Origin of the sequence: Neisseria sp. HMSC070F02 (genome assembly GCF_001814225.1) — a bacterium.
Lineage (GTDB): Bacteria > Pseudomonadota > Gammaproteobacteria > Burkholderiales > Neisseriaceae > Neisseria > Neisseria meningitidis.
This window is the reverse complement of the sequence record NZ_KV815476.1, coordinates 1-22,553: the sequence shown is the minus strand read 5'-3', so window position 1 is coordinate 22,553 and position 22,553 is coordinate 1. Positions and strand designations below refer to the sequence as shown.

Below are 22,553 nucleotides of genomic sequence, written 5' to 3'. Positions count from 1 at the left end.
GATGCCGTCTGAACTGCGTTGCGGAACGGCATATCTTAACAAAAACGGCAGCCTCTGACACGGCTGCCGTTGCGGCGGCTTACAGCGTGTTTTCCAACGCCTTGGCGCACCAGTCGATAACGGTTTGCGGCATAATGCCCCACAGCACCAACAGCAGCGCGTTGACGCTCAAAAGGAATTTTGCGGCATTGTTGCCGCCGACGGTGGGACGGGCGCGGCCGGATTCGTCAAAATACATGACTTTGACCACGCGCAGGTAGTAGAACGCGCCAATCAGCGACATCACGACGGCAAATACGGACAACCAAACATAGCCTTGTTTTAAGAGTGCCATAATCACGCCGAATTTGGCGTAAAAGCCCATCAGCGGCGGAATGCCCGCCATAGAGAACATAACCAGCAGCATCAAAAAGGCAAGCCATACGCGGTGTTGGTTCAACCCTGCCAAATCGCTGATGTTTTCGCACTCGTTGTCCCCATCCGACAACACCATCAACACGCCGAACCCTGCCGCCGCCATCAGCGCGTAGGTAATGGCGTAATAGAGACCCGCCGCAAAGCCGACCGCGCCTGCCATAAACGCCAACAAGATAAAGCCCATATGCGATACGGTGGAATAGGCGAGCATACGTTTGATATTGGTCTGCATGATGGCGGCAAGGTTGCCGACCAGCAGCGAGGCGGCGGCAAGCAGGGCAAACATCAGAGACCAGTCATGATGCACGGTTCCCAGCCCGGTAACGAGGATGCGGAAAGCGAAAACGACGGCGGCGACTTTCGGGGCAGTGCCGACCAAGGCGGTAACAGAAGTGGGCGCGCCGTGATACACGTCGGGCACCCACATATGGAACGGCACCGCGCCGAGTTTGAACGCAACGGCGACGACGATAAACACCAGACCCAGTTTCAACAGCCATTCATTGGCTTCTTCATTGAAGGAAGAGGCGAGCACGCCGGCAAATTCCAGCGAACCGGTTGCGCCGTAAACCATAGAAATACCGTAGAGCAGCAGGCCGGATGCCAGCGCGCCCAAAACAAAATATTTCAAGGCGGCTTCGGCGGCAAAGCCGGAATCGCGGCGCAGGGCAATCAGGGCGTAAAGGGCAAGCGACAAGAGTTCCAAACCGATATAGGCAGTTAAAAAATGCCCCGCGCTCACCATCACGCTCATGCCCAAGAGGGCAAACAGCGACAGGGTGTAAAACTCGCCTTTGAAAATACCGCGCACTTGGTTGTAGGGCTTGGCATAAACAAACAGGGCAAACGTCAAGGCATATAAAACCATTTTTGCCAAACGCGACATACCGTCTGCAATATACATGCCGTTGAACGAAGACGTGCTGCCCTGTTCCCAAACGGCAAGCTGCACCACAGCCGTAACCGCCACCGTTGCCAACGCGCCGTAATGCGTCCAACGGCGTTTGTCATCACTGACCCACAAGTCTGCCAGCAACAATAACACCAGCAGCGACAGCAGCGCGACTTCGGGCATGGCGGGCATTAAATTCAAATCAGACCAGTTCATTTACACACCTCAAATCTTGCTTTGTGCCACATGGGCAATCAAATCGTTTGCCGCCTGATGCACCACTTCGATAAACGCTTGCGGATACAGACCCATACCCAATACCACAACCGCCAAAATCGCCAGAATCGCAAATTCGCGGCAGTTGATGTCTTTCATTTCGGCAACGTGCGGATTGTGGATCGCGCCGTAAATCACGCGCTTGTACATCCACAGGGTATAAGACGCGCCGTAAATCAGCGTCATAGCCGCCAACGCGCCCACCCAGAAATTCACTTTAACCGCGCCCATAATCACCATAAACTCGCCCACGAAGCCGGAAGTCGCCGGCAAACCGGCGTTCGCCATACCGAACAACATCATAAACGCCGCAAACTTGGGCATCACGTTGACCACGCCGCCGTAATCGGCGATATTGCGCGTGTGCAGGCGGTCGTACATCACACCGATGCACATAAACATCGCGGCAGACACAAAACCGTGGGAAATCATTTGAATGATTGCGCCTTTCAACGCCCAGTCGTCCAACTGCCCGTCAACAAACAAAAACATCCCAAGCGTTACAAAACCCATATGGCTGATGGACGAATACGCCACCAGTTTCTTCATATCGGTTTGCACCAAAGCCACCATACCGATATAAATCACGGCAATCAGACTCAATACGATGATCACGGGGGCAAAATAGCGTGCCGCATCCGGCATAATCGGCAGGATAAAGCGCAAGAAACCATACGCACCCAGTTTCAGCGTAATCGCAGCCAACACCATCGAACCGCCGGTCGGTGCTTCAACGTGGGCATCCGGCAGCCAAGTGTGTACGGGGAACATCGGCACTTTTACGGCAAATGACAGGAAGAATGCCACAAACAAAAGCTGTTGTACGCCCAATGGAATCTGCTTGATGTTTTGGAAATCGACAATAGAGAAGCTGCCTGTCTGATAGTACAGGTAAACCATGGCAACCAGCATCAAAAGCGAACCCATCAGCGTATAGAGGAACAGCTTGACCGACGCATAAACGCGGCGCGGGCCACCCCATACACCGATAATCAGGTACAGCGGAATCAGCATACCCTCGAAGAACACATAAAACAGAATCGCATCCTGTGCGGCAAACGCGCCGTTAATCAAACCCGACATCATCAGGAATGCCGCCATATACTGCGCCGGACGTTTCTGAATAACTTCCCAACCGGCCAATACCACCAACAGCGTAATAAACGCATTCAAGATGATAAAGAGCACTGAAATACCGTCCACGCCCAATGCATAGTTGATTTTCAGCAGCGGAATCCACTCGTGGAACTCGGTAAATTGATAGCCGCCGCTCAAACGGTCGAAACCGGTAAACAGGGGCAGCGTTACCAAGAAACCGGCAAGCGCACCCATGAAGGCGAGCACGCGGGCAAGCAGCGCACGGCTGTCCGACCCCGTTGCCAAAACCAGCACACCTGCGGCGATGGGTATCCATATTGCCAAGCTGAGAAGATGGTTAGAAAACATTGCGTTACCTGTTTGGTTTGGAGGTTATTGGAAAAGTTAATTTTTTTTGGGGATGCTGGCTGCTTCAAAACAATTATCGAAAAACTGTTTCAATCTATCCACAATCTGCTGCTGGCGTTTCTGAATATCACTCGGTAACCAATCATTGGCATTTTCACCTGCTAATTCACGCACTTCAACAATATCGGATTTTTGATATTGCTCCTTTTTCTTACCAAAATAGCCGTTACCTGCCTGAATATTTAACCGTTTTTCAAAAACAATTTTATTACCTAGTTGTTCTAAATATTGTTCCGCATCTATGATTGACCAACCATTATAGTTAGTTTCCTGCCATTTTTTCGGAAAGATATGTTCGATTTCAGTTTTAGTTGGCAATAATTTCTGCTTTTCATCAAATAGATAAGCATTAATCATTAACAACCCTTTAGTTATACGTCCTGTATTTTGTTCATAGTGTATGGGTGCAGGCATAACATATGATAAAGCGTTTTTTTCACCGTGATAAATCGCAACACATAATTTATAAATATCATCTTTAATTGCGGTTACGGTTGGCGCAACTAAAAATTTAGCATACAAAAATGCAGTAAGCTGTTTTAATAATGCTGCAAAATCATCTTTAAAGGATTGCGCACCCTTGTTTGCAATGAAGAACACACTCGCGGCGTATTTCCAAAACTCATTAGGATAGACATTCAGACATTGCAGCCACTTGGCCGCCTCGTCATTTACAAAGTTCGAAGTTTCCACGTCTTGGTTAGTTTTGCTGTTGTTAATATCCTGCCAAAATCCAGCCAGCTCAATTAAGTGATTGAACAAATTTTCGTTTTCCAACTGTTTGTTTCGGTTGTCAGTATAAAAACGGCGAAGCCCAATTTCTTTATCCGTAATCTTTTCTTTCGCCCTTAATACATGGGTGTAATAGCGGAACAAATCATCTACGGAAATAGATGCACCCTCTGCCAACGCAACAAGTTCCTTCCATTGTTCAACAAATTTATCTTTCTGCTGCGCCATCTTATAAAGCCTGGCTTTAAAAATATCTGCATCCGACAAAGGCAAGCCCCTATCGTTTAATGTGGAAAATATGGTTAATGCACTATTTAAACTGTCACTTTCAATCGGAAGTAAAATACAGTCATTCAAAATAGTTAAACAAAGATGATACCAATCCATTGGGTTGGTTCTGGCGTATTCTTGGCACTGTTTCAGGAAATACAAATAATTAACGGCGTAATTAGAACGACACTCTTCTGAGATTTCACCGTTTGCCAAAATCTCGTGCAAAATTTCGTTATCTGTTTCTGTGGCAACTTGCGTATGCAGCCGGATTGCGGTTCTATCGGTAATTTCAGCCGTTAGAACATCAACATCCCAAATACAGGGGGCAATTTTGCTTTTAAGTGTGGTAATTTTGGCTGCGGTATCGGGGGTACTTTCCGTTTGCTCTAAAACTCGATAAAACGCACGCAATAACAGCAGTAATGATGTTAAACGCTGTTGCCCATCAATTACTTCCAAATTACCTTTTTCATTGGGGCAAACAACGATTGTACCAAGAAAATATTCTTCATTTTTTCCTGTGGACGACTGGCGAAAATCCACAATATCAGACCATAATACGGCGCATTTTTCGGTATCCCAGCGATAGGGGCGTTGATATTCAGGAATGATAAAATATTTTTCCTGCATATCTTGATTACCTAGCAGATTAATAATTTTTTTACTACTCACATTTAGATTTGCCATGATTAAAGTCTCGTTGATAGATTTATGATTTTCAGGATACCTGAAAAAGCACATAATACTTATGCGTATCCGCCCTAAACACTGCCTTCTTTCTCAATCACTAAAATCCGCGTTTCGCCGCGCGGGTGGGCGACGTGTTCCGCGCCGATGCCGGCATAAAAGATGTCGCCGCTTCGCAGCCGTGCTATGTGCTCTTCGCCGTTTTCACGGTAGTGCATGTCCACTTCGCCGTCCATCACGGCAAACACTTCCTCGCCGTCGTTGACGTGCCATTTGTAGGGCTGGTCCGTCCAGTGCAGGCGCACAGTGGTGCCGTTCATATTGGCGATGTCGAGTGCGCCCCATGCGCGGGAAGCGGTGAAGTCGGCAGAGCAGATGGTTTGTGTGTTTGACATTGTTTCTCAAGTTTCTTTTTTCAGACGACCTAAACGTCGTCTGAAAATCTCATTTTTATCTGAACAATCCCGATATGCCTTAGTCGGATTCTCGAATCCGACACGCTGTACTGTTTTCTTGTTCATGTCGGATACAAGTATCCGACCTACAAATTGAATGGTTCTTTTCAGACGACCTCTACAAAACTATCAACAGGTCGTCTGAAACCCGCCTTTATCTGAACAAGCCCCAGAAGGTCATGCCGAGCAAGACCAATACGCCGAATACCATAGCGGCGGCGTAGGTGTAGATAAAGCCGGTTTGGGCTTTACGCACTTGCGCGGCAATCGCGCCGACCAGTCTGGCAGAGCCGTTGACAATACCGTTGTCGATAATGGCGGTATCGCCGACTTTCCAGAAGAAGGTACCCAATGCGCGCGTGCCTTTGGCAAAAACGTTGAAATACAGGACGTCGAGGTAGTATTTGTTTTCAAACAAAACATAAATCGGACGGAATATCTGTGCAATTTTCGCAGGCAGGTGCGGCAGTTTGACGTACAGGAGCCATGCGCTCAATACACCTGCGATAGCGAGGTAGAGTACAGGCGAATGCAGGCTGTGCGATACCATTGCCAATGCGCCGTGGAACTCTTCCTTCATGATGTGCATGGTCGGATGCGCGTCGGCGTTGACGAAAATCACATCCTTGAAAAAATCGCCGTAGAGCATAGGCTCGATAACAACGTAGCCGATGATGACGGACGGAATGGCAAGCAAAATCAAAGGCAGGGTAACAACCAACGGGCTTTCGTGCGGATTGTCGTTTTTACCCAAGCCGTGATGCTCTTCGCCATGATGATCGTCATGATGTTCAGGCAGGCTGCGCCATTTTTCTTCGCCGTGGAACACCATAAAGTATTGGCGGAATGCGTAAAACGCGGTAACGAACACGCTGGCGAGGACGGCAAAATAAGCAAAGCCGCTGCCGGGAAGGGTGCTGTATTTCGCCGCTTCGATAATTGAATCTTTGGAATAGAAGCCGGAGAAGAACGGCGTACCAATCAGCGACAAGTTACCGATCAGCATGGTCAGCCAAGTAATCGGCATATATTTTTTCAGGTTGCCCATATGGCGCATGTCTTGGTCATGGTGCATACCGATAATCGCGCTGCCTGCCGCCAAGAACAACAAGGCTTTGAAGAAAGCGTGGGTCATCACATGGAACATCGCCACGGAATAGGCGGACGCGCCCAAAGCCACGGTCATATAGCCCAATTGCGACAGGGTGGAATACGCAACCACACGTTTGATGTCGTTTTGAATCACGCCCAAGAAGCCCATAAACAGGGCAGTAATCGCACCGATTACCATGATGACAGACAGCGCAGTGCTGCTCATCTCATAAATCGGCGACATACGCGATACCATGAACAAACCGGCGGTAACCATGGTTGCGGCGTGAATCAATGCAGAAATCGGGGTCGGGCCTTCCATCGAATCAGGCAGCCAAACGTGCAGTGGGAATTGTGCCGATTTACCCATCGCGCCCACAAACAGGATCAGGCAGGTTACGGTAATCAAAGACCATTCCACACCGGGGAAAAGCTGGATAGTGGCATTTTGGACGTTGGGCAGATAGGCAAATACGTCCTGATAGCGCAGGCTGCCGCCGAAATAGGCAAGCACCAAGCCGATACCGAGCAAAAAGCCGAAGTCGCCGACACGGTTGATCAAAAAGGCTTTCAGGTTGGCAAATGTCGCGCTCGGGCGTTTGAAATAGAAACCGATCAAGAGATACGACACCAAACCCACCGCTTCCCAACCGAAGAAGAGCTGGATGAAGTTGTTGCTCATAATCAGCATCAACATGCTGAATGTAAACAAAGAAATGTAGCTGAAGAAGCGTTGGTAGCCGACTTTTTCGTCGTGCATATAGCCGATGGTGTAGATATGCACCATCAACGACACGCCCGTTACCACGACCATCATCATCGCCGTCATCGTATCAACCAAGAAGCCGACGGAGAAATCCAAACCGCCCATCGTCAGCCAGGTATAGACGTTTTCGTCAAACTTGGCACGGCTGCCATTGAGGAATCCCCACAGCACATAAGCCGACAGCACGGCAGACACCGCCACACCGAGTATCGTAACCGTATGCGCGCCGGCACGTCCGATTTTGTTGCCGAACAAACCCGCAATCAGCGAGCCTGCCAAAGGCACGAGGGCGATGATGAGATATAAAGTCATGTCGTTCATTTGATTGAATCCGATTGATTTAAAAATCTATGTTTGTTTCGTACAAAATTACTTCGGAAAAACAAATCCAACACGCTCCAATCGTTTGCGTGCCACAGCTAATTGCTCTTCAGTAAATAAATCACACCACGGCTTTTGTAACACCAGATATTCCATACTGTATTTCAAGGCGTGGACTCCGCCACCACTCAAAATCAGCTCTGTAAAACCGGTCTGAGTCTTCTTTTCCCCCGTACTCAATAATTTATCCGCCGCCTCTTTACCACCAAATTCATTTACAATTTGTAAAAATCGTGTCGCCTTGTAAGGTTGCGGCAAATTCAAAGCCTCCTGATAAATATTTAACATGGCTTTATGAAATTCTTGTTCTAACTGATTTTTATCCATCATTCTTCTTCCAATATTTCAGACCGGATTATTCTTACCCAGAATTTCTTTTCTCATCCGCTCCCGTCTGATCACCTACCGAATCAGGTCGTCTGAAACAGTCTGAAATCGCTTTTCAGACGACCCTCAGCCTTTTTCATACCCTTCGTAATAATACGACTGCTCGATACCTTTAAAGATGATTTCACGGTTGTCCACATCGTCAGTCAGGTTGTCCTTTAACAGAAAGCGCAGTTCTAAATCGTTGACGGGGCTGCGTTCCATCGCCTGCAAATACAGGGTTTTACTTACATTTTGCCAGTTCACGACTTTTTTCAGGTTTTTTTTCAGCACCAAATCCAGCCAGATGCGGGTACTTCTGCCATTACCCTCCAAAAACGGATGGGCAATGTTCATTTCAACATATTTGGCGATGATTTCTTCAAAAGTCCGCTCGGGCATCTGCTCGATTTTAACCAAAGCCTCTTTTAAATACATGGCGTTGGCAAAACGAAAACCGCCTTTGGAAATGTTGTCTTCCCTGATTTGACCCGCAAAATCATATAAGCCGCCGAACAGGTAACGGTGAATCTGTTGCAGGCCCGCGGTGGTACCGACTTCGATACGGTCGATGTCGCCGCTTTCAAACAGGCGGCGGGCATTATGCAGGCTTTGTTCGTCTATGGATTTCATCGTTTTTCCTATCGGGTTTTCAGACGGCATCGGTGTCTTGTCAGGTTTCGACCCAACCTACCTTTACCCTTTCAACTCATCCAAATCGGCAACGTTGATTGTTTGTCGGTTGCGGTACACCAATACCATAATCGCCAAACCGATGGCAGATTCGGCAGCGGCAACGGTCAGTACGAAGAATACGAAAATCTGTCCGGCGGTATCGCCCAAATGTTGCGAGAAGGCGATAAAGTTGAAGTTCACCGCCAAAAGCATCAGCTCGATGGACATCAGCAAGACCAGCACGTTTTTGCGGTTCATAAAGATGCCCATCGCGCTGATACCGAACAGGAGCGCGCCCAATACCAGATAATGCGTCAAGGTAATCATGCTTTGCCCTCCCCTTCCGGCTTGAGACCGTCTGAAACTTCGCTTTCTTCGGCAGATTCGACTTGCGGTTTGACCGCTTCCATTTTCACCAGACGCATACGGCCTTGGTCGGCACGTACTTTAACTTGGTCGGCAGGATCCATGCGTTTCGGATTGGTGGTTTTACGGTGAACCAGCGCAATCGCGGCTACCATGCCCAACAGCAGCAATACCGCCGCCAATTCAAACGGCAGCAGATAGTCGGTATAAATACGGCTGCCCAAATCGCGGATGTTGTTGTAATCGGCGGGAATGTCTTTCATCAGCCCAAATGCGGCAAGGTCGGTTTTCGGATTGACCAGAATCAGAATCAGGGCAACTGCCAACAATGTGCCGACCACACCGGCAACAGGCGCGTGCCGCCAGAAACCGGCACGCATTTCTTCAATGTCGATGTTCAACATCATCACGACGAACAGGAACAACACCATCACGGCGCCGACGTAAACCACCACCAGCGTCACGCCCAAAAACTCAGCCTGCATCAGCATCCAAAGCATCGCGCTCACGCAGAAGGTCAACACCAGATGCAAAGCGGCGTGAACAGGATTTTTAGCGGTGACGGTTTTGATCGCGCCATAAAGAATTATCACTGCAAAAATATAAAATAAAATCAGTTGGAAAGTCATAGTCTATGCTTTCTTTATTAATCAAAAATATGGTTTCAAGCAGTCTGAAAATCCTGGTTACGCAAACAATCAAACTTAATCAGTTGATCCATATCCGCACAAATCCACGTTGTCGCAATTTTGAATAACAACATTTCTATGTGATACGGTTTTGCTTGTTTACCATAAACTTGTTTCGCCAAATCTTGTAACAATCCACAATATTGATGAAACGAAACGTCTGGTTTCCGATAATTCGGTTTGATATCAGAAAAATGAAACAATACGTTCATATTTCGGATTTCTAGTTCCCTATTTCTACCTTGTGGCTGAAAAAACAAATCTGCATTTGTAAATTTAAACAACAACCAATTCAACGAAAAAATAGCGCGTGAATCATAAATGGCGAATCGCTCACAATCTATAAAAGAAGCCAATTTAGATAATGATGAAATTTTCAACAAACCACTACTCAATTTTCCCGAATTAAGTTCCGATAAAAATTGACGAATAAGCTGGCTATTTTCAGCAGATTGTTTAAAACTTTTAATCCCACCCCATTCACGGATAATCCAATAATGCGTCTTCAAGCTATCATCATTTTGTAATTTTGGGGATAAATTTTCTTTTAAAAAAATATTTTGTTCAAAATTACTTAATCCACTTGGCAACTCAATCGGACTATTTCTAGTTCTAATTTCTTCAAAATTATCTATTGGCTCATGTTCGGCTAAATATTTCAATGCATTAATCAGTCCTTCCATATTTAAAACCTTCCAAGAAGCCCCAAAGCATTAACGATACGGCGCGTCAGCGGCTTTGCGTTTGGCTATTTCAGCTTCGTATTTATCGCCAATGGCCAAAAGAATCGGCTTGGTCATGTGCAAGTCGCCTTTTTTCTCGCCGTGGTATTCAAAAATATGGGTTTCCACAATCGCATCGGTCGGGCAGGCCTCTTCGCAGAAACCGCAGAAGATGCACTTGGTCAGATCGATGTCGTAACGCTTGGTGCGGCGGGTACCGTCTTCACGTTCTTCCGATTCGATGTTAATCGCCATTGCCGGACAAACTGCCTCACACAATTTACACGCAATACAGCGCTCTTCGCCGTTCGGATAACGGCGTTGCGCGTGCAGGCCGCGGAAACGCACGGATTGCGGCGTTTTCTCTTCGGGAAAATAAATCGTGTCTTTGCGGGCGAAAAAGTTTTTGAGCGTTACGCCCATACCTTTTACCAATTCGCCAAGCAGAAAGGTTTTTACTAAGTTAGCCATATTATGTTCCCTCAAAACAGGGATTTCGTTAGGTATTCAAAATCGCTTTGTTCAGACGGCCTCAAGATGCCGTCTGAAACTTATTTCCACAAATTCAGCGGTGAAATCATCCACACGCCCAAAACCACGATGTAGGCGAAGCCGATCGGAATCAGCACTTTCCAGCCCAAACGCATGATTTGGTCGTAACGGTAGCGCGGGAAGGTTGCACGGATCCACAGGTACCAGTACAGAACCGCCGCCATTTTCACGAACATCCAGAATGCGGAAGGCGTACCGATAAAGCCCCAGCTTTGCGGGAACGGAGACAACCAGCCACCGAGGAACATCAACGATGTCAGCGCGGCAATCAGAATCATGAAAATGTATTCGGCAAGGAAGAACAGCGCGAACGCGAAGCCGGAATATTCGACGTGGTGACCGGCAACGATTTCAGACTCACCCTCTGCCACGTCAAACGGCGCACGGTTGGTTTCGGCAACGGCGGAAATCAGATAAACGATGAAGATGGGGAAGAGCGGCAGCCAGTTCCACGAGAATACCGAACCGCCGGCAATACCTTTGGCTTGCGCGGCAACGATGTCGGAGAAGTTCATACTGCCCGATACCATCACGACGCACACCAGCGCGGCACTCATGGCGATTTCGTAAGAAATGCTTTGCGCGGAGGCACGCATTGCGCCCAGGAACGAATATTTGGAGTTGGAAGCCCAGCCCGCGATGATCACGCCGTAAACCGACAGCGAGGTAATCATCAGGATGTACAAAAGGCCGATATTGATATTGGTCAGCACCCATTCTTCGTTGAACGGAATCACTGCCCATGCCGCAAAAGACGGGGCGAGCGACATAATCGGGCCGATGTAGAACAGGGCTTTGTTTGACAACTTCGGACGGGTTACTTCTTTAAACAAGAGTTTGAACACGTCGGCAAACGGCTGAATCAGACCCCACGGGCCGGTTACGTTCGGGCCGACACGAAGCTGCATAAAGCCGATGACTTTACGTTCGAAATACGTCAGGTAGGCAACGGTCAGAATCAGCGGAATCAGGATAATCACAATTTTGACGATGACGGATACCACCAAGCCTACGGTAATACCCAAATCGCCCAGACCGAGCGTTGCGGCAAAGAGGTTTTGGAACCATTCTTGCATGATCAAGCTCCCGCCAGTTCAATAGTGTCCATCAACGCACCCAGCGCGGCATTTTCGGTATGCAGCGGCAGATGCACCACGTTTTCAGGCAAACCGGCATCGGCTTTGACGGCAACCGATACGCTTGCGCCGTTTTGTTTGGCGACAGCAATTTGTCCGTCTTGCAGGCCCAAGCGTGCCAAAGTGTTCGGATTTACACGCGCGGCAGGCACGGCGGCATGGCTGGTTTCTTGCAACGGTGCGGAACGGCGCACGATAGAATCAGTGTGATAAATACCGACGCCGCCGACACGGACAAGGCGGTCTGAGGCCGTCTGAACGCCCTCCCCTGTCCATGTGCTACGGTTGTCCAGTTTGGACGGCAGGCTTTCTGCATCCAGCGCGTCTTTCAGAATCGCAGCGGTATCGTGATATTCAAAACCTTTCAGGTCAAACAGATTGCCCAATACGCGCAATACTTTCCACATCGGACGCGAATCGCCGAAGCCTTGTACCACGCCGTGGAAAGATTGCAGACGGCCTTCCATATTGATGAAGCTGCCTGAGGTTTCGGTAAACGGTGCAATCGGCAACAACACGTCGCACACGTCCAGCAGCGTTTCGCTGACAAACGGCGTAAACGCCATCACGCTTTTTGCCTGTTTCAACGCGGCTACGGCTTTTGCACCGTCAACCGTATCAATTTCCGGCTCGACGTTGAGCAACAAGACTGCCTGTTTCGGCGCGTTTGCCATTTCGGCAACGCTCTCGCCGGAGTTTACATTCAAGACATCCGCACCAACACTGTTGGCGGCTTGCGGCAAAATACCCAGCACTGCGCCGGTCGCGTCCGCCAGCTCTTGCGCGGCGGCATAAATGGCGGCGTAATCAGGATGGTTTTGCACTTCCGCGCCCAAAATCACCGCTGCTTTTTCAGCGTTTTTCAGGCTGGCGGTAACGGCGTGTTCCGCATCGGCAGACAGGTTTTTCAGACGACCTGCCCACTCGTCGGGATGTACGGCTTCTTGAGACAGAAGCGGCATAAACAATTCTTCTTTACTGCTTGCCAATACGCTCAAAGCCATGCGGTCTTTAGCGGCGCGGCGCAGGCGGGCGGTCAGAAGCGGCTGTTCTTTGCGCAGGTTCGCACCGACTACCAATACGGCATCGTTGTCCGCCAGCGATTCAATGCTTTGTCCCAACCATTGCGCACCTTTAATGCCGTCTGAAAGACGTTTGTCTTGTTGGCGCAGACGGGTGGCAAAGTTTTTAACACCCAAGCCGTCGGCAAGCTTTTTGGCCAAATACAGCTCTTCAACCGTATTCATCGGATTGGCCCAAACGCCGACTTGATTTTGGTTGCCGTCTTTGGCGATACATTTAATTGCGCTGTGGACATATTCCAACGCGGTTTTCCAATCCACGTCCATCCACTCGCCGCCCTGTTTGATTTTCGGGTTTTTCAAACGGCTTTCGTGATACAGGCCTTCATAGGCAAAACGGTCGCGGTCAGACAGCCAACATTCGTTAATCGCTTCGTTTTCCAGCGGCAACACGCGGCGGACGGTATGGTCTTTGGTTTGTATAATCAGGTTGCTGCCCAAAGCGTCATGGGCGGAAACGGATTTGCGGCGGTTCAATTCCCAAGTACGCGCGTTGAAGCGGAACGGTTTGCTGGTCAATGCGCCGACAGGACACAAATCGATGACGTTGCCCGACAGCTCGGTTTCCACCGTTTTGCCGATAAAGGGCATGATTTCGGAGTGTTCGCCGCGATTCACCATCGCAATTTCCTGCAAACCGGCGATTTCTTCAGTGAAACGAACGCAGCGGGTGCAGTGGATACAGCGGCTCATTTCCTCGGCGGAAACCAAAGGCCCCATGTCTTTGCCGACGACGGAACGTTTTTCTTCGGTGTAGCGGCTGGTGGTTTTTCCGTAGCCCACCGCCAAATCCTGCAACTGGCATTCCCCGCCTTGGTCGCAGGTCGGACAATCAAGCGGATGGTTGATGAGCAGGAACTCCATCACGCCTTCCTGCGCCTCTCGGGCTTTTGCCGAATGCGTACGCACAATCATGCCGTCTGTAACCGGCGTGGCACAGGCAGGCAGGGGTTTTGGGGCTTTTTCTACGTTCACCAGACACATACGGCAGTTGGCGGCGATGGAAAGTTTTTTGTGGTAACAGAAATGCGGAATATAAGTACCGAGCTTGTGCGCGGCTTCAATCACCGTCGCGCCCTGCTCCACAGATACTTGTTTGCCGTCGATTTCGATTTGTAACATGGTTCGTTCCTAGTTACGGGTATTTGATAAATAATCTTTTATGGAGGTCGTCTGAAAAATGGGTTTCAGACGGCCTTTTGAGTTTCATTGACAATCAATACTGTTTAAAACGTTTACTGCCACCTTGCCGTCATTCCCGCACAGGCGGGAATCCATTTTTTGAATTTCGGCAACTGCTTTTCAAATATCGGGTTCTGTAAATTCCACTATGGATTCCCGCCTACGCGGGAATGACGGCAAAGTTAAATTTTTAGCATTTTGCTTTTAACCAATATAAAACCAACTAAAACTATAACTCATTTATTATATTTTTAAATGACTTAAATAACTCTTTAACAGCACGCTCATTGTCTTCATCTGTAGGCTCAAACTTTTCACACCAATTAATTATATTTACATCGCCATGCAATAACTCTGCATAACATCCTACTGCATCGCAACTACCACCCCGTGTCCTTGACGTGCCAAAAATAAAATCACAATTATGCGAATAAAGTTTGTATAAATTTCTCCTAACCTCGTATTCATTATCACCAGATGAATAAAAACCAATTCTCTGACCTTCATGATCAAATACTGCAACAAAATCTAAGCCATTTCCATGTCTTTCAAAAAAGACTAGAAATTTAGAAAATTTCCAACAAATCTGATTAAAAAGCGTATTGAGTGTCGTACTCTTACCTTTGTTGGCTGCACCGTATAGAATAAAAATTTTAGCTTCCACCATTACCACCCTCCCCACTTATGCTCTTTCATCGGTCCGCCGTGTTCGATGTAATGCACAAACTCATCACGGAAATGCTTGGTAAAGCTTCGGACGGGGAAGACGGCGGCATCGGCAAGGGCGCAGATGGTGCGGCCTGCCATTTGGTTGCCGACAGAATCCAGCAAATCCAAATCTTCCATGCGGCCTTTGCCTTCTACGATGCGGTGGACGATGCGGTAAAGCCAGCCGGTGCCTTCTCGGCAAGGCGTACATTGGCCGCAAGACTCGTCGTAGTAGAAGTAGCTCAGGCGCTCAAGGGCTTTCACCATGCACACGTCTTCGTCCATGACGATAATCGCGCCAGAACCCAGCATCGAGCCTGCTTTGGAAATCGAGTCGTAGTCCATATTTGTCTGCATCATGATGTCGGCAGGCAATACGGGCGCGGACGAACCGCCAGGAATAACGGCCTTGAGTTTTTTGCCGCCGCGCATACCGCCTGCCATTTTCAAGACTTCGGCAAACGGTGTGCCCAATGGCACTTCATAGTTGCCCGGACGCTCGACATGGCCGGAAATACAGAATAATTTGGTACCGCCTGCATTCGGAATACCTTTATCGGCAAATGCCTGTCCGCCGTCACGGATAATGAATGAAACGGAGGAGAAAGTTTCGGTATTGTTGATGGTAGTCGGTTTGCCGTACAGGCCGAACGAAGCAGGGAATGGCGGTTTAAAGCGCGGCTGGCCTTTTTTGCCTTCCAGCGATTCAAGCAATGCGGTTTCTTCGCCGCAGATGTATGCACCGTAGCCGTGGTGGGCGAAGAGTTCGAATTCAAAATCCGAACCCAAAATATTTTTACCCAAAAAGCCTGCGGCACGCGCCTGCTCCAAAGCGGCCTCAAAGCGTTGGTAGCCTTCAAAAATTTCGCCGTGGATATAGTTGTAACCGGCTTTCGCGCCCATCGCGTAACCGGCGATAATCATGCCTTCAATCAGGGCATGGGGGTTGAACATAATAATGTCGCGGTCTTTAAATGTACCCGGCTCGCCTTCGTCGGTGTTGCAAACGACGTACTTTTCGCCGGGGAAAGAACGGGGCATAAAGCTCCATTTCAAACCGGTCGGGAAGCCCGCACCGCCACGACCGCGCAAGCCGGAGGTTTTGACTTCGTCAATCACATCGGTTTGCGAGATGTTTTCGGACAGGATTTTACGCAGGGCGGTATAACCGCCACGTTTGACGTATTCGTCCAATGTCCAGCAATCGGGATTGGCGGTATCCACTTGGTCAAAAATCACGCCTGATTGGTAAATAGCCATTTTTGGTGTGCCTGTTTGTTTTCGTATCGGTTGCGGCCGCTGTTTCAGACGACCTTAAGATGTCTTTGTGTACCGGCTTGTAACGTCGTCTGAAATAAAATCTAGTTTATCAAATCGATATTTTCAGACGACCTTTAATCGTTTTTGTTGGATCTCGACCACTTGCTTGTCTGTCGTCATTCCCGCGCAGGCGGGAATCCATCCTCAATGGTAAGCAATGTCTTATTAAATTCAGAAACCGAATCTTACCGGTGGATTCCCGCCTGCGCGGGAATGACGGCATTTCGGTATTTCAGTAGGGCGGATTCTTAAATCCGACATTTTGCCTTTTTACCCACTCTGTCGGCTACAAGTATCCGACCTACGTTTAAATCGTCGTTTCAGACGACCTACTCCAACTCCGCCAGTTTCTTCTCAATCGCTTCTTCGGTCATAAAGCTGCACATGCTGTGGTTGTTGACCAGCATAACGGGAGCGTCGCCGCATGCGCCCATGCATTCGCCTTCGACAAGGGTAAACTTGCCGTCAGGGGTAGTTTCGCCGTAGCCGATACCGAGTTTTTGTTTGAGGTATTCGCCGGTAGCCATACCGCCGCGCAGGGCGCAGGGCAGGTTGGTACAAACGGTCAGTTTGTATTTGCCGACAGGCTCAAGGTCGTACATATTGTAGAAAGTGGCGACTTCGTAGGCTTGTGCAGGCGTGATGCCGATATAGTCGGCAACAAAAGCGATGGTTTCGGGGGCGAGCCAGCCTTTTTCGGTTTGGGCGATACGCAACGCACCCATGATGGCGGAACGGCGTTGGTCGGCGGGATATTTCGCCAGTTCTGTGTCGATTTGTTTTAAGGACTCTGCGGATAACATTATCGGTCAACCTCCCCGAATACGATGTCCTGCGTACCGATGATGGCAACGACGTCGGCGAGCATGTGGCCTTTTGCCATTTCGTCCATGCCTTGCAGATGGGCGAAGCCGGGTGCGCGGATTTTCAGGCGGTAGGGTTTGTTTGCGCCGTCTGAAATGATGTAAACGCCGAACTCGCCTTTCGGATGTTCGACAGCGGTGTAGGTCTCGCCCTCGGGAACGTGCATACCCTCGGTAAAGAGTTTGAAATGGTGAATCAGGTCTTCCATACCTGTTTTCATTTCGGTACGTTTGGGCGGAGCGAATTTGTGGTTTGTGGTAATGACCGGACCCGGATTGACACGCAACCACTCGGAACATTGTTTGATGATGCGTACGGATTGACGCATTTCTTCCATACGGCAGAGGTAGCGGTCGTAGCAGTCGCCGTTCACGCCGACAGGGATGTCGAAATCCATTTTGTCGTACACTTCGTAAGGCTGTGTCTTACGCACGTCCCATTCCACGCCCGAACCGCGCAACATCACGCCGGTAAAGCCTTTTTGCATGGCACGTTCGGGGGAGACGACGCCGATGCCGACGGTACGCTGTTTCCAAATACGGTTGTCGGTCAGGAGGGTTTCGAGTGTGTCGATGTTTTTCGGGAAACGTTCGCAGAAGGCATCGATAAAGTCGAGCATCGTGCCTTCGCGGGATTCGTTGAGCTGCTTCAATACTTTGGCATTGCGGAATTTGCTGCCCTCGTATTTGGGCATGAAGTCGGGCAGGTCGCGGTAAACGCCGCCGGGACGGAAGTAGGCTGCGTGCATACGTGCGCCGGACACGGCTTCGTACAAGTCCATCAACTCTTCGCGGTCGCGGAAGGCATAAAGGATGGCGGTCATCGCACCAATGTCGAATGCGTGCGAACCGATGCCCATCAAGTGATTGAGGATGCGCGTTACTTCGGCGAACATCACGCGGATGTATTGGGCGCGGATAGGTACATCAATTCCGGCGAGTTTTTCTACCGCCAAGCAGTATGCCTGCTCGTTGACCATCATGGAAACGTAGTCCAGCCTGTCCATATAAGGCAGGGCTTGCAGATAGGTTTTGGTTTCAGCCAGTTTTTCAGTACCGCGGTGCAGGAGGCCGATATGCGGGTCGGCACGGACGATTTGTTCGCCGTCCAACTCCAAAATCATACGCAATACGCCGTGCGCCGCAGGGTGTTGCGGGCCGAAGTTGATGGTGTAGTTTCTTAATTTATTGGCCACCGTAGTTCTCCTCACGGACGATACGCGGCGTGATCTCGCGCGGCTCGATGGTAACAGGTTGGTAAATCACGCGTTTTTGCTCTTCGTCGTAACGCATTTCCACATAGCCGGAAATCGGGAAGTCTTTGCGGAACGGATGTCCAACGAAACCGTAATCGGTCAGGATGCGGCGCAAGTCCGGGTGGTTGTTAAACATAATGCCGTACATATCGAAGGCTTCGCGTTCGTACCAATCCGCGCTGTTGTAAATATCGACGACGGATTCGACCACGGGGAAGTCGTCGTCTGAAACCCAGACGCGTACGCGGATGCGCTGATTGTTTTTAACGGAAAGAAGCTGGCTGACGACGGCGAAGCGTTTGCCCTGCCATACTTCGTTTTTGTAAGTGCTGTAATCGACACCGCACAAGTCAACCAGAAGCTCAAAATGCAGTTCTTCATGGTCGCGCAATGCGGTCATGACGGAAATATAGTGTTCGGGCAGACACTCGACGGTAATCTCGCCCAAAGCTGAAATGACTTTGCTTGCCTGATCGCCAAGCACACCGACGACGGTCTCGTATAAGTTTTGAATGCTTGCCATATCGTCCTCTCCTTACTCGTCACGCGCGATGGTGGAAGTGCGCTTGATTTTTTGTTGGAGCTGAATCAGGCCGTAAATCAGGGCTTCCGCAGTCGGCGGACAACCCGGCACATAAACATCTACCGGCACGACGCGGTCGGCACCGCGCACAACGGAATAAGAATAGTGATAATAACCGCCGCCGTTGGCACACGAGCCCATAGACAATACCCAGCGCGGCTCGGCAAGCTGGTCGTATACGCGGCGCAGGGCGGGCGCCATTTTATTGGTCAGCGTACCTGCCACAATCATCAGGTCGGCCTGACGTGGGGACGGACGGAAAATGATGCCGAAGCGGTCAAGGTCATAACGCGCCATACCCGCGTGCATCATTTCCACGGCGCAGCAGGCCAAGCCGAAAGTAACCGGCCACAATGAACCGGTACGCATATAGTTCAACACCGTATCCGCGCTGGTGGTGATGAAACCTTTTTTCAAAACGCCTTCTATTCCCATTCCAGCGCACCTTTTTTCCATTCGTAAACAAAGCCTACCGTCAGAACGACGATAAACACCAGCATAGACCAGAAGCCGTACGCGCCCAATTCTTTAAACACCACCGCCCACGGCAGCATAAACGCGACCTCCAAATCAAACAGGATAAAGAGGATGGCGACGAGGTAATAGCGCACGTCGAACTTCATCCTGGCGTTTTCAAAGGCTTCAAAACCGCATTCGTAAGGTGCGTCTTTTTCGGCATAGTGACGTTTCGAGCCCAAAATTGTGCCGAGCAGGATAAACAGTACGCCGGCCGCGAGGCCGATGAGGATAAAGACAAAGACGGGAAAGTAAGCGGACAACATGGTTACACCCAAATCCGTTAACAAAATTTCTACAATAATTTCGTATTTTAGCGAATTTCAAAAACCATTAAAAGGTAAATATCGGCAAAACGCCCAAAAAAACCCAATAAATACAATCATGTTATGATAACGATTCTTATTTGATTTTATAAGGTCATATAAATTTTTACACCGTAATTCGTAGTTATAGTGGATTAACAAAAACCAGTACGGCGTTGCCTCGCCCTAGCTCGAAGAGAACGATTCTCTAAAGGTGCTAAGCACCAAGTGAATCGGTTCCGTACTATCTGTACTGTCTGCGGCTTCGTCCGCCTTGTCCTGATTTTTGTTAATCCACTATATATAGGAATAAGAATTCGGGACAAAATGTTTAAACCATTTTGTCCCGACTGCTGTGATGCGGTTTTTTTGAACTAGCAGGACGTTACCTAAAACCTGCGTTGCCTGAAACCCTTTAAGACGGTTAAATCCCTCTGCCGTATTTGTATTCTACAATCATATTATCGTCGGTAATGACTTCCGCCCCAGCCGAAGGTTCCGTCATCTGAATCAGCATACGAGAGACAACCTTTTGTGCTGCAGCATCCACGGTGCTGCTGTCAAATACGTGCCTGCCGCTTTCCGGCCAAATCAACCGGGAGAGACGTTGCTTGAGCAGTTCTTTATTAGGGAAAACTACCGGGGTTGCCGAGCCGACTACCATATGCCCATAGCGGTATGCATAGGGAATACTGTGTACGGCGGTAGCAAAAGCATGCGGGCTGTGCGTGGTATTAAACATTACAATACCATCCGGGGTAAGGTGGCTTTGCACCTGTTTTAAAAATTCCGCACTCAACAGGTTGGTGGAATAGGCACGCCAGTACCAAGTCGTATTCATCAAAATCAGGTCGAATTTTTCATCAGGATGGCGACGCAGCCATTTCCTACCGTCATCCAATACAATTTCAACACGTTTGTCCTGCAAAAGCGGGGCGATTTGCGGCTCGTCCGCGATAAGGCTACGGTATGCCGGATTGATTTCCGCAACAATCATCGACTGCATTTCCGGAATGGCAGACAAGACGCGCGCCCACGAACCTGTACTCAATCCAACGACGAAAATGCGGCGTATGCCAGACTTCAGGGAGGGTAGCAGATAGGCACGTTCGATGCCGTTGACACTATTGAATACATCGGTATTGTATGCGCCGTCGTATACATTCGCCCCATAAACAACCTTATCACCATCTCTATGGTAAACCGCAACAATGCCGTGTTTGTTTTCAATCAGCCGATCCGGACGGTCAGCAATATTTTGAAAGACAGAATCCGGCAGTAGGAACATGAGGATGCCGAACATTAGGGAAACTGCTACCGACACTGCATTCAGTCGGAGACTTTTTTGGAACAGTGTACAAAACAAAGGGACAGCAGCAGAAATCAAACAGATGAGCAGGTAAATCTGTTGGGTGGACAAGAAATCAAGTATCACAAAGCCGATAAGGACCGGACCCAATGCACTGCCGGCAACGTTGGCGAAATAAACATTGGAAACCTGTCGTCCGGATTTGTTGCCATCCGTACCCACATGGTGTACGAGCGGGAAAATCAACCCTCTGACGACGGCAGACAGGGTAATGAAGATACCGGCGTGGTGGACGAAGCCGGAAAAACCCGTCAACAACCACGCAGCACCCAAAATCAAAAAGTCGGCAATACCCGCCCACAAGAAGCACTGCCCGATAAAGGGAATATCAACAAAGCGGCTGCGGCAAATCCGTTTGCCAAAATACGCGCCGACGGCGATACCGGTCAGAAAACAGGCAAGAGTAAATGAAAATGCCTGAGGCACGGACTGTGCTGCGAACGAAAACATCCTTACCCACAAGACTTCTATACCCAAGCTCAATAAGCCGCTAAGGAAAGAAAGCATATAAATCAAACTAGTATTCGGTTTAGTGTTCACTATATCCATCCTTTCTGTAACGCAGCCATACTGAAGCAGCAATCAGAAGGTTAAAGCAGGCTGTCAGCGCAATGGTTTGGGAGAGGGTAAAAAAGACGTAGAAAAATTCGGCGGCGGCAAGCGATCCGAGTGCCGCACCCAAAGTGTTGAAAAAATATAAGGTACCGATAGACTCGCCAACATTATGTATTTTCCGGTTAAAAAAACAGGTCAGCAAGGGCAAGGTCGCGCCCATCATAAAGGTAGGAAGCAGCAATAAGAGGAAATTGGCAGCAGCGATGATGGGCAAATCAGCCTCAACTAAAAGATGCCCCAAGCCGGAAATCAGACTCCTGCTTACCAAACCGAACAGACCGATGGATACTTCAGCGATGCAAAACAGGGGGATGATACTTGAAGGAAAACGGTCAGCAATGCGTCCACCGAAATACGCACCTACACCCAAGCCGACCATAAATACAGAAATAATGACAGTAATCGAACTCAAATCGATACCTATGTGACTGAATAGAAGCCTCTGCCAGCTGACCTGGTAAATCAGGGCGCAGAAGCCAGAGGCGAAAAACACCAGCGACAATCCTTTCAGGGTTTTACTTGCGGTCGAATTCATATTTTCTATTTTCAAATAGGCGGAACTATAAATGAAATGTATCAATGTGTAAACATTTGTATTAACCGTAGGAAATCACCGTATTGCTCAAACTGCAGGCCGGGAAAATAAACTCGTAAGCCCGCAAACGGCGTATCACTGTTCAAACTGCTGTGCGGCTTCACGGTGTTATAAAAATAATGGGGCTGTCCTGGACAACTAAGATAAACTCGATTTTACTAATTGTTTTAAAATGG

General features: G+C 49.0%; 22 protein-coding genes. All 22 read right to left on the bottom strand.

All coding sequences use genetic code 11. The annotated features are described in order from the left end of the window. Window positions 1–79 precede the first annotated feature (79 nt). Window positions 80–1,525, bottom strand: coding sequence for an NADH-quinone oxidoreductase subunit NuoN (gene nuoN, locus HMPREF2959_RS08370; RefSeq protein WP_002221602.1), 1,446 nt, complete (start codon window positions 1,523–1,525; stop codon window positions 80–82). 9 nt (window positions 1,526–1,534) lie between these two features. Beyond that, window positions 1,535–3,031 carry an NADH-quinone oxidoreductase subunit M gene (locus HMPREF2959_RS08365; RefSeq protein WP_002243880.1) on the bottom strand — a complete coding sequence of 499 codons (1,497 nt, stop codon included), beginning with the start codon at window positions 3,029–3,031 and terminating at the stop codon, window positions 1,535–1,537. Between the two features lie 36 nt (window positions 3,032–3,067). Beyond that, window positions 3,068–4,783, bottom strand: a complete 1,716-nt coding sequence (locus HMPREF2959_RS08360; protein WP_002243879.1) for a DUF262 domain-containing protein — start codon at window positions 4,781–4,783, stop codon at window positions 3,068–3,070. Between the two features lie 74 nt (window positions 4,784–4,857). Further along, entirely contained in the window at window positions 4,858–5,178 is a 321-nt protein-coding gene (locus tag HMPREF2959_RS08355; protein ID WP_002233457.1) for a cupin domain-containing protein, read from the bottom strand. Between the two features lie 214 nt (window positions 5,179–5,392). Next, window positions 5,393–7,417: an NADH-quinone oxidoreductase subunit L gene (gene nuoL / locus HMPREF2959_RS08350; RefSeq protein WP_002243878.1), complete on the bottom strand. Its 2,025-nt coding sequence runs from the start codon at window positions 7,415–7,417 to the stop codon at window positions 5,393–5,395. Between the two features lie 48 nt (window positions 7,418–7,465). Beyond that, entirely contained in the window at window positions 7,466–7,807 is a 342-nt protein-coding gene (locus tag HMPREF2959_RS08345) for a hypothetical protein (protein WP_002215633.1), read from the bottom strand. Between the two features lie 123 nt (window positions 7,808–7,930). Continuing rightward, the gene (fic, locus tag HMPREF2959_RS08340; RefSeq protein WP_002215631.1) at window positions 7,931–8,506 is read right to left on the bottom strand and encodes a protein adenylyltransferase Fic; all 576 of its coding nucleotides are present in this window, start codon (window positions 8,504–8,506) and stop codon (window positions 7,931–7,933) included. Window positions 8,507–8,539: 33 nt separating this feature from the next. Further along, window positions 8,540–8,845 (bottom strand): NADH-quinone oxidoreductase subunit NuoK, encoded by a 306-nt coding sequence (nuoK, locus tag HMPREF2959_RS08335; RefSeq protein ID WP_002215628.1) that lies wholly within the window; start codon window positions 8,843–8,845, stop codon window positions 8,540–8,542. Then, window positions 8,842–9,513 (bottom strand): NADH-quinone oxidoreductase subunit J, encoded by a 672-nt coding sequence (locus HMPREF2959_RS08330; protein WP_002243877.1) that lies wholly within the window; start codon window positions 9,511–9,513, stop codon window positions 8,842–8,844. The genes nuoK and HMPREF2959_RS08330 overlap by 4 nt, the downstream gene beginning before the upstream one ends. A gap of 35 nt (window positions 9,514–9,548) precedes the next feature. After that, entirely contained in the window at window positions 9,549–10,256 is a 708-nt protein-coding gene (locus tag HMPREF2959_RS08325; RefSeq protein WP_002221911.1) for a hypothetical protein, read from the bottom strand. Window positions 10,257–10,286: 30 nt separating this feature from the next. After that, window positions 10,287–10,766: an NADH-quinone oxidoreductase subunit NuoI gene (gene nuoI, locus HMPREF2959_RS08320; RefSeq protein ID WP_002216341.1), complete on the bottom strand. Its 480-nt coding sequence runs from the start codon at window positions 10,764–10,766 to the stop codon at window positions 10,287–10,289. An 80-nt stretch (window positions 10,767–10,846) separates the two neighbouring features. After that, window positions 10,847–11,923: an NADH-quinone oxidoreductase subunit NuoH gene (nuoH, locus tag HMPREF2959_RS08315; RefSeq protein ID WP_002228932.1), complete on the bottom strand. Its 1,077-nt coding sequence runs from the start codon at window positions 11,921–11,923 to the stop codon at window positions 10,847–10,849. Window positions 11,924–11,925: 2 nt separating this feature from the next. Beyond that, the gene (nuoG, locus tag HMPREF2959_RS08310) at window positions 11,926–14,187 is read right to left on the bottom strand and encodes an NADH-quinone oxidoreductase subunit NuoG (protein ID WP_002234490.1); all 2,262 of its coding nucleotides are present in this window, start codon (window positions 14,185–14,187) and stop codon (window positions 11,926–11,928) included. A 289-nt stretch (window positions 14,188–14,476) separates the two neighbouring features. Further along, entirely contained in the window at window positions 14,477–14,914 is a 438-nt protein-coding gene (locus HMPREF2959_RS08305; RefSeq protein WP_002228924.1) for a hypothetical protein, read from the bottom strand. Beyond that, window positions 14,914–16,215 carry an NADH-quinone oxidoreductase subunit NuoF gene (gene nuoF, locus HMPREF2959_RS08300; RefSeq protein ID WP_002228922.1) on the bottom strand — a complete coding sequence of 434 codons (1,302 nt, stop codon included), beginning with the start codon at window positions 16,213–16,215 and terminating at the stop codon, window positions 14,914–14,916. The genes HMPREF2959_RS08305 and nuoF overlap by 1 nt, the downstream gene beginning before the upstream one ends. Before the next feature lie 389 nt (window positions 16,216–16,604). After that, on the bottom strand, window positions 16,605–17,078 hold the full coding sequence (gene nuoE, locus HMPREF2959_RS08295; protein ID WP_002221611.1) for an NADH-quinone oxidoreductase subunit NuoE: 474 nt from the start codon (window positions 17,076–17,078) through the stop codon (window positions 16,605–16,607). Next, complete coding sequence (gene nuoD / locus HMPREF2959_RS08290; protein ID WP_002223322.1) at window positions 17,078–18,334, bottom strand: NADH dehydrogenase (quinone) subunit D; 1,257 nt, start codon at window positions 18,332–18,334, stop codon at window positions 17,078–17,080. The genes nuoE and nuoD overlap by 1 nt, the downstream gene beginning before the upstream one ends. After that, window positions 18,324–18,917 carry an NADH-quinone oxidoreductase subunit C gene (locus HMPREF2959_RS08285; RefSeq protein ID WP_002216335.1) on the bottom strand — a complete coding sequence of 198 codons (594 nt, stop codon included), beginning with the start codon at window positions 18,915–18,917 and terminating at the stop codon, window positions 18,324–18,326. Before HMPREF2959_RS08285 ends, nuoD begins: the two co-directional genes overlap by 11 nt. A 12-nt stretch (window positions 18,918–18,929) precedes the next feature. Then, window positions 18,930–19,412 (bottom strand): NuoB/complex I 20 kDa subunit family protein, encoded by a 483-nt coding sequence (locus HMPREF2959_RS08280; RefSeq protein WP_002215610.1) that lies wholly within the window; start codon window positions 19,410–19,412, stop codon window positions 18,930–18,932. Then, window positions 19,403–19,759: an NADH-quinone oxidoreductase subunit A gene (locus tag HMPREF2959_RS08275; protein WP_002243875.1), complete on the bottom strand. Its 357-nt coding sequence runs from the start codon at window positions 19,757–19,759 to the stop codon at window positions 19,403–19,405. Before HMPREF2959_RS08275 ends, HMPREF2959_RS08280 begins: the two co-directional genes overlap by 10 nt. 463 nt (window positions 19,760–20,222) lie before the next feature. Continuing rightward, window positions 20,223–21,674, bottom strand: coding sequence for a fused MFS/spermidine synthase (locus tag HMPREF2959_RS08270; protein WP_002218639.1), 1,452 nt, complete (start codon window positions 21,672–21,674; stop codon window positions 20,223–20,225). Between the two features lie 22 nt (window positions 21,675–21,696). After that, on the bottom strand, window positions 21,697–22,317 hold the full coding sequence (locus HMPREF2959_RS08265; protein WP_002216329.1) for a fused MFS/spermidine synthase: 621 nt from the start codon (window positions 22,315–22,317) through the stop codon (window positions 21,697–21,699). Between the last annotated feature and the right edge of the window lie 236 nt (window positions 22,318–22,553).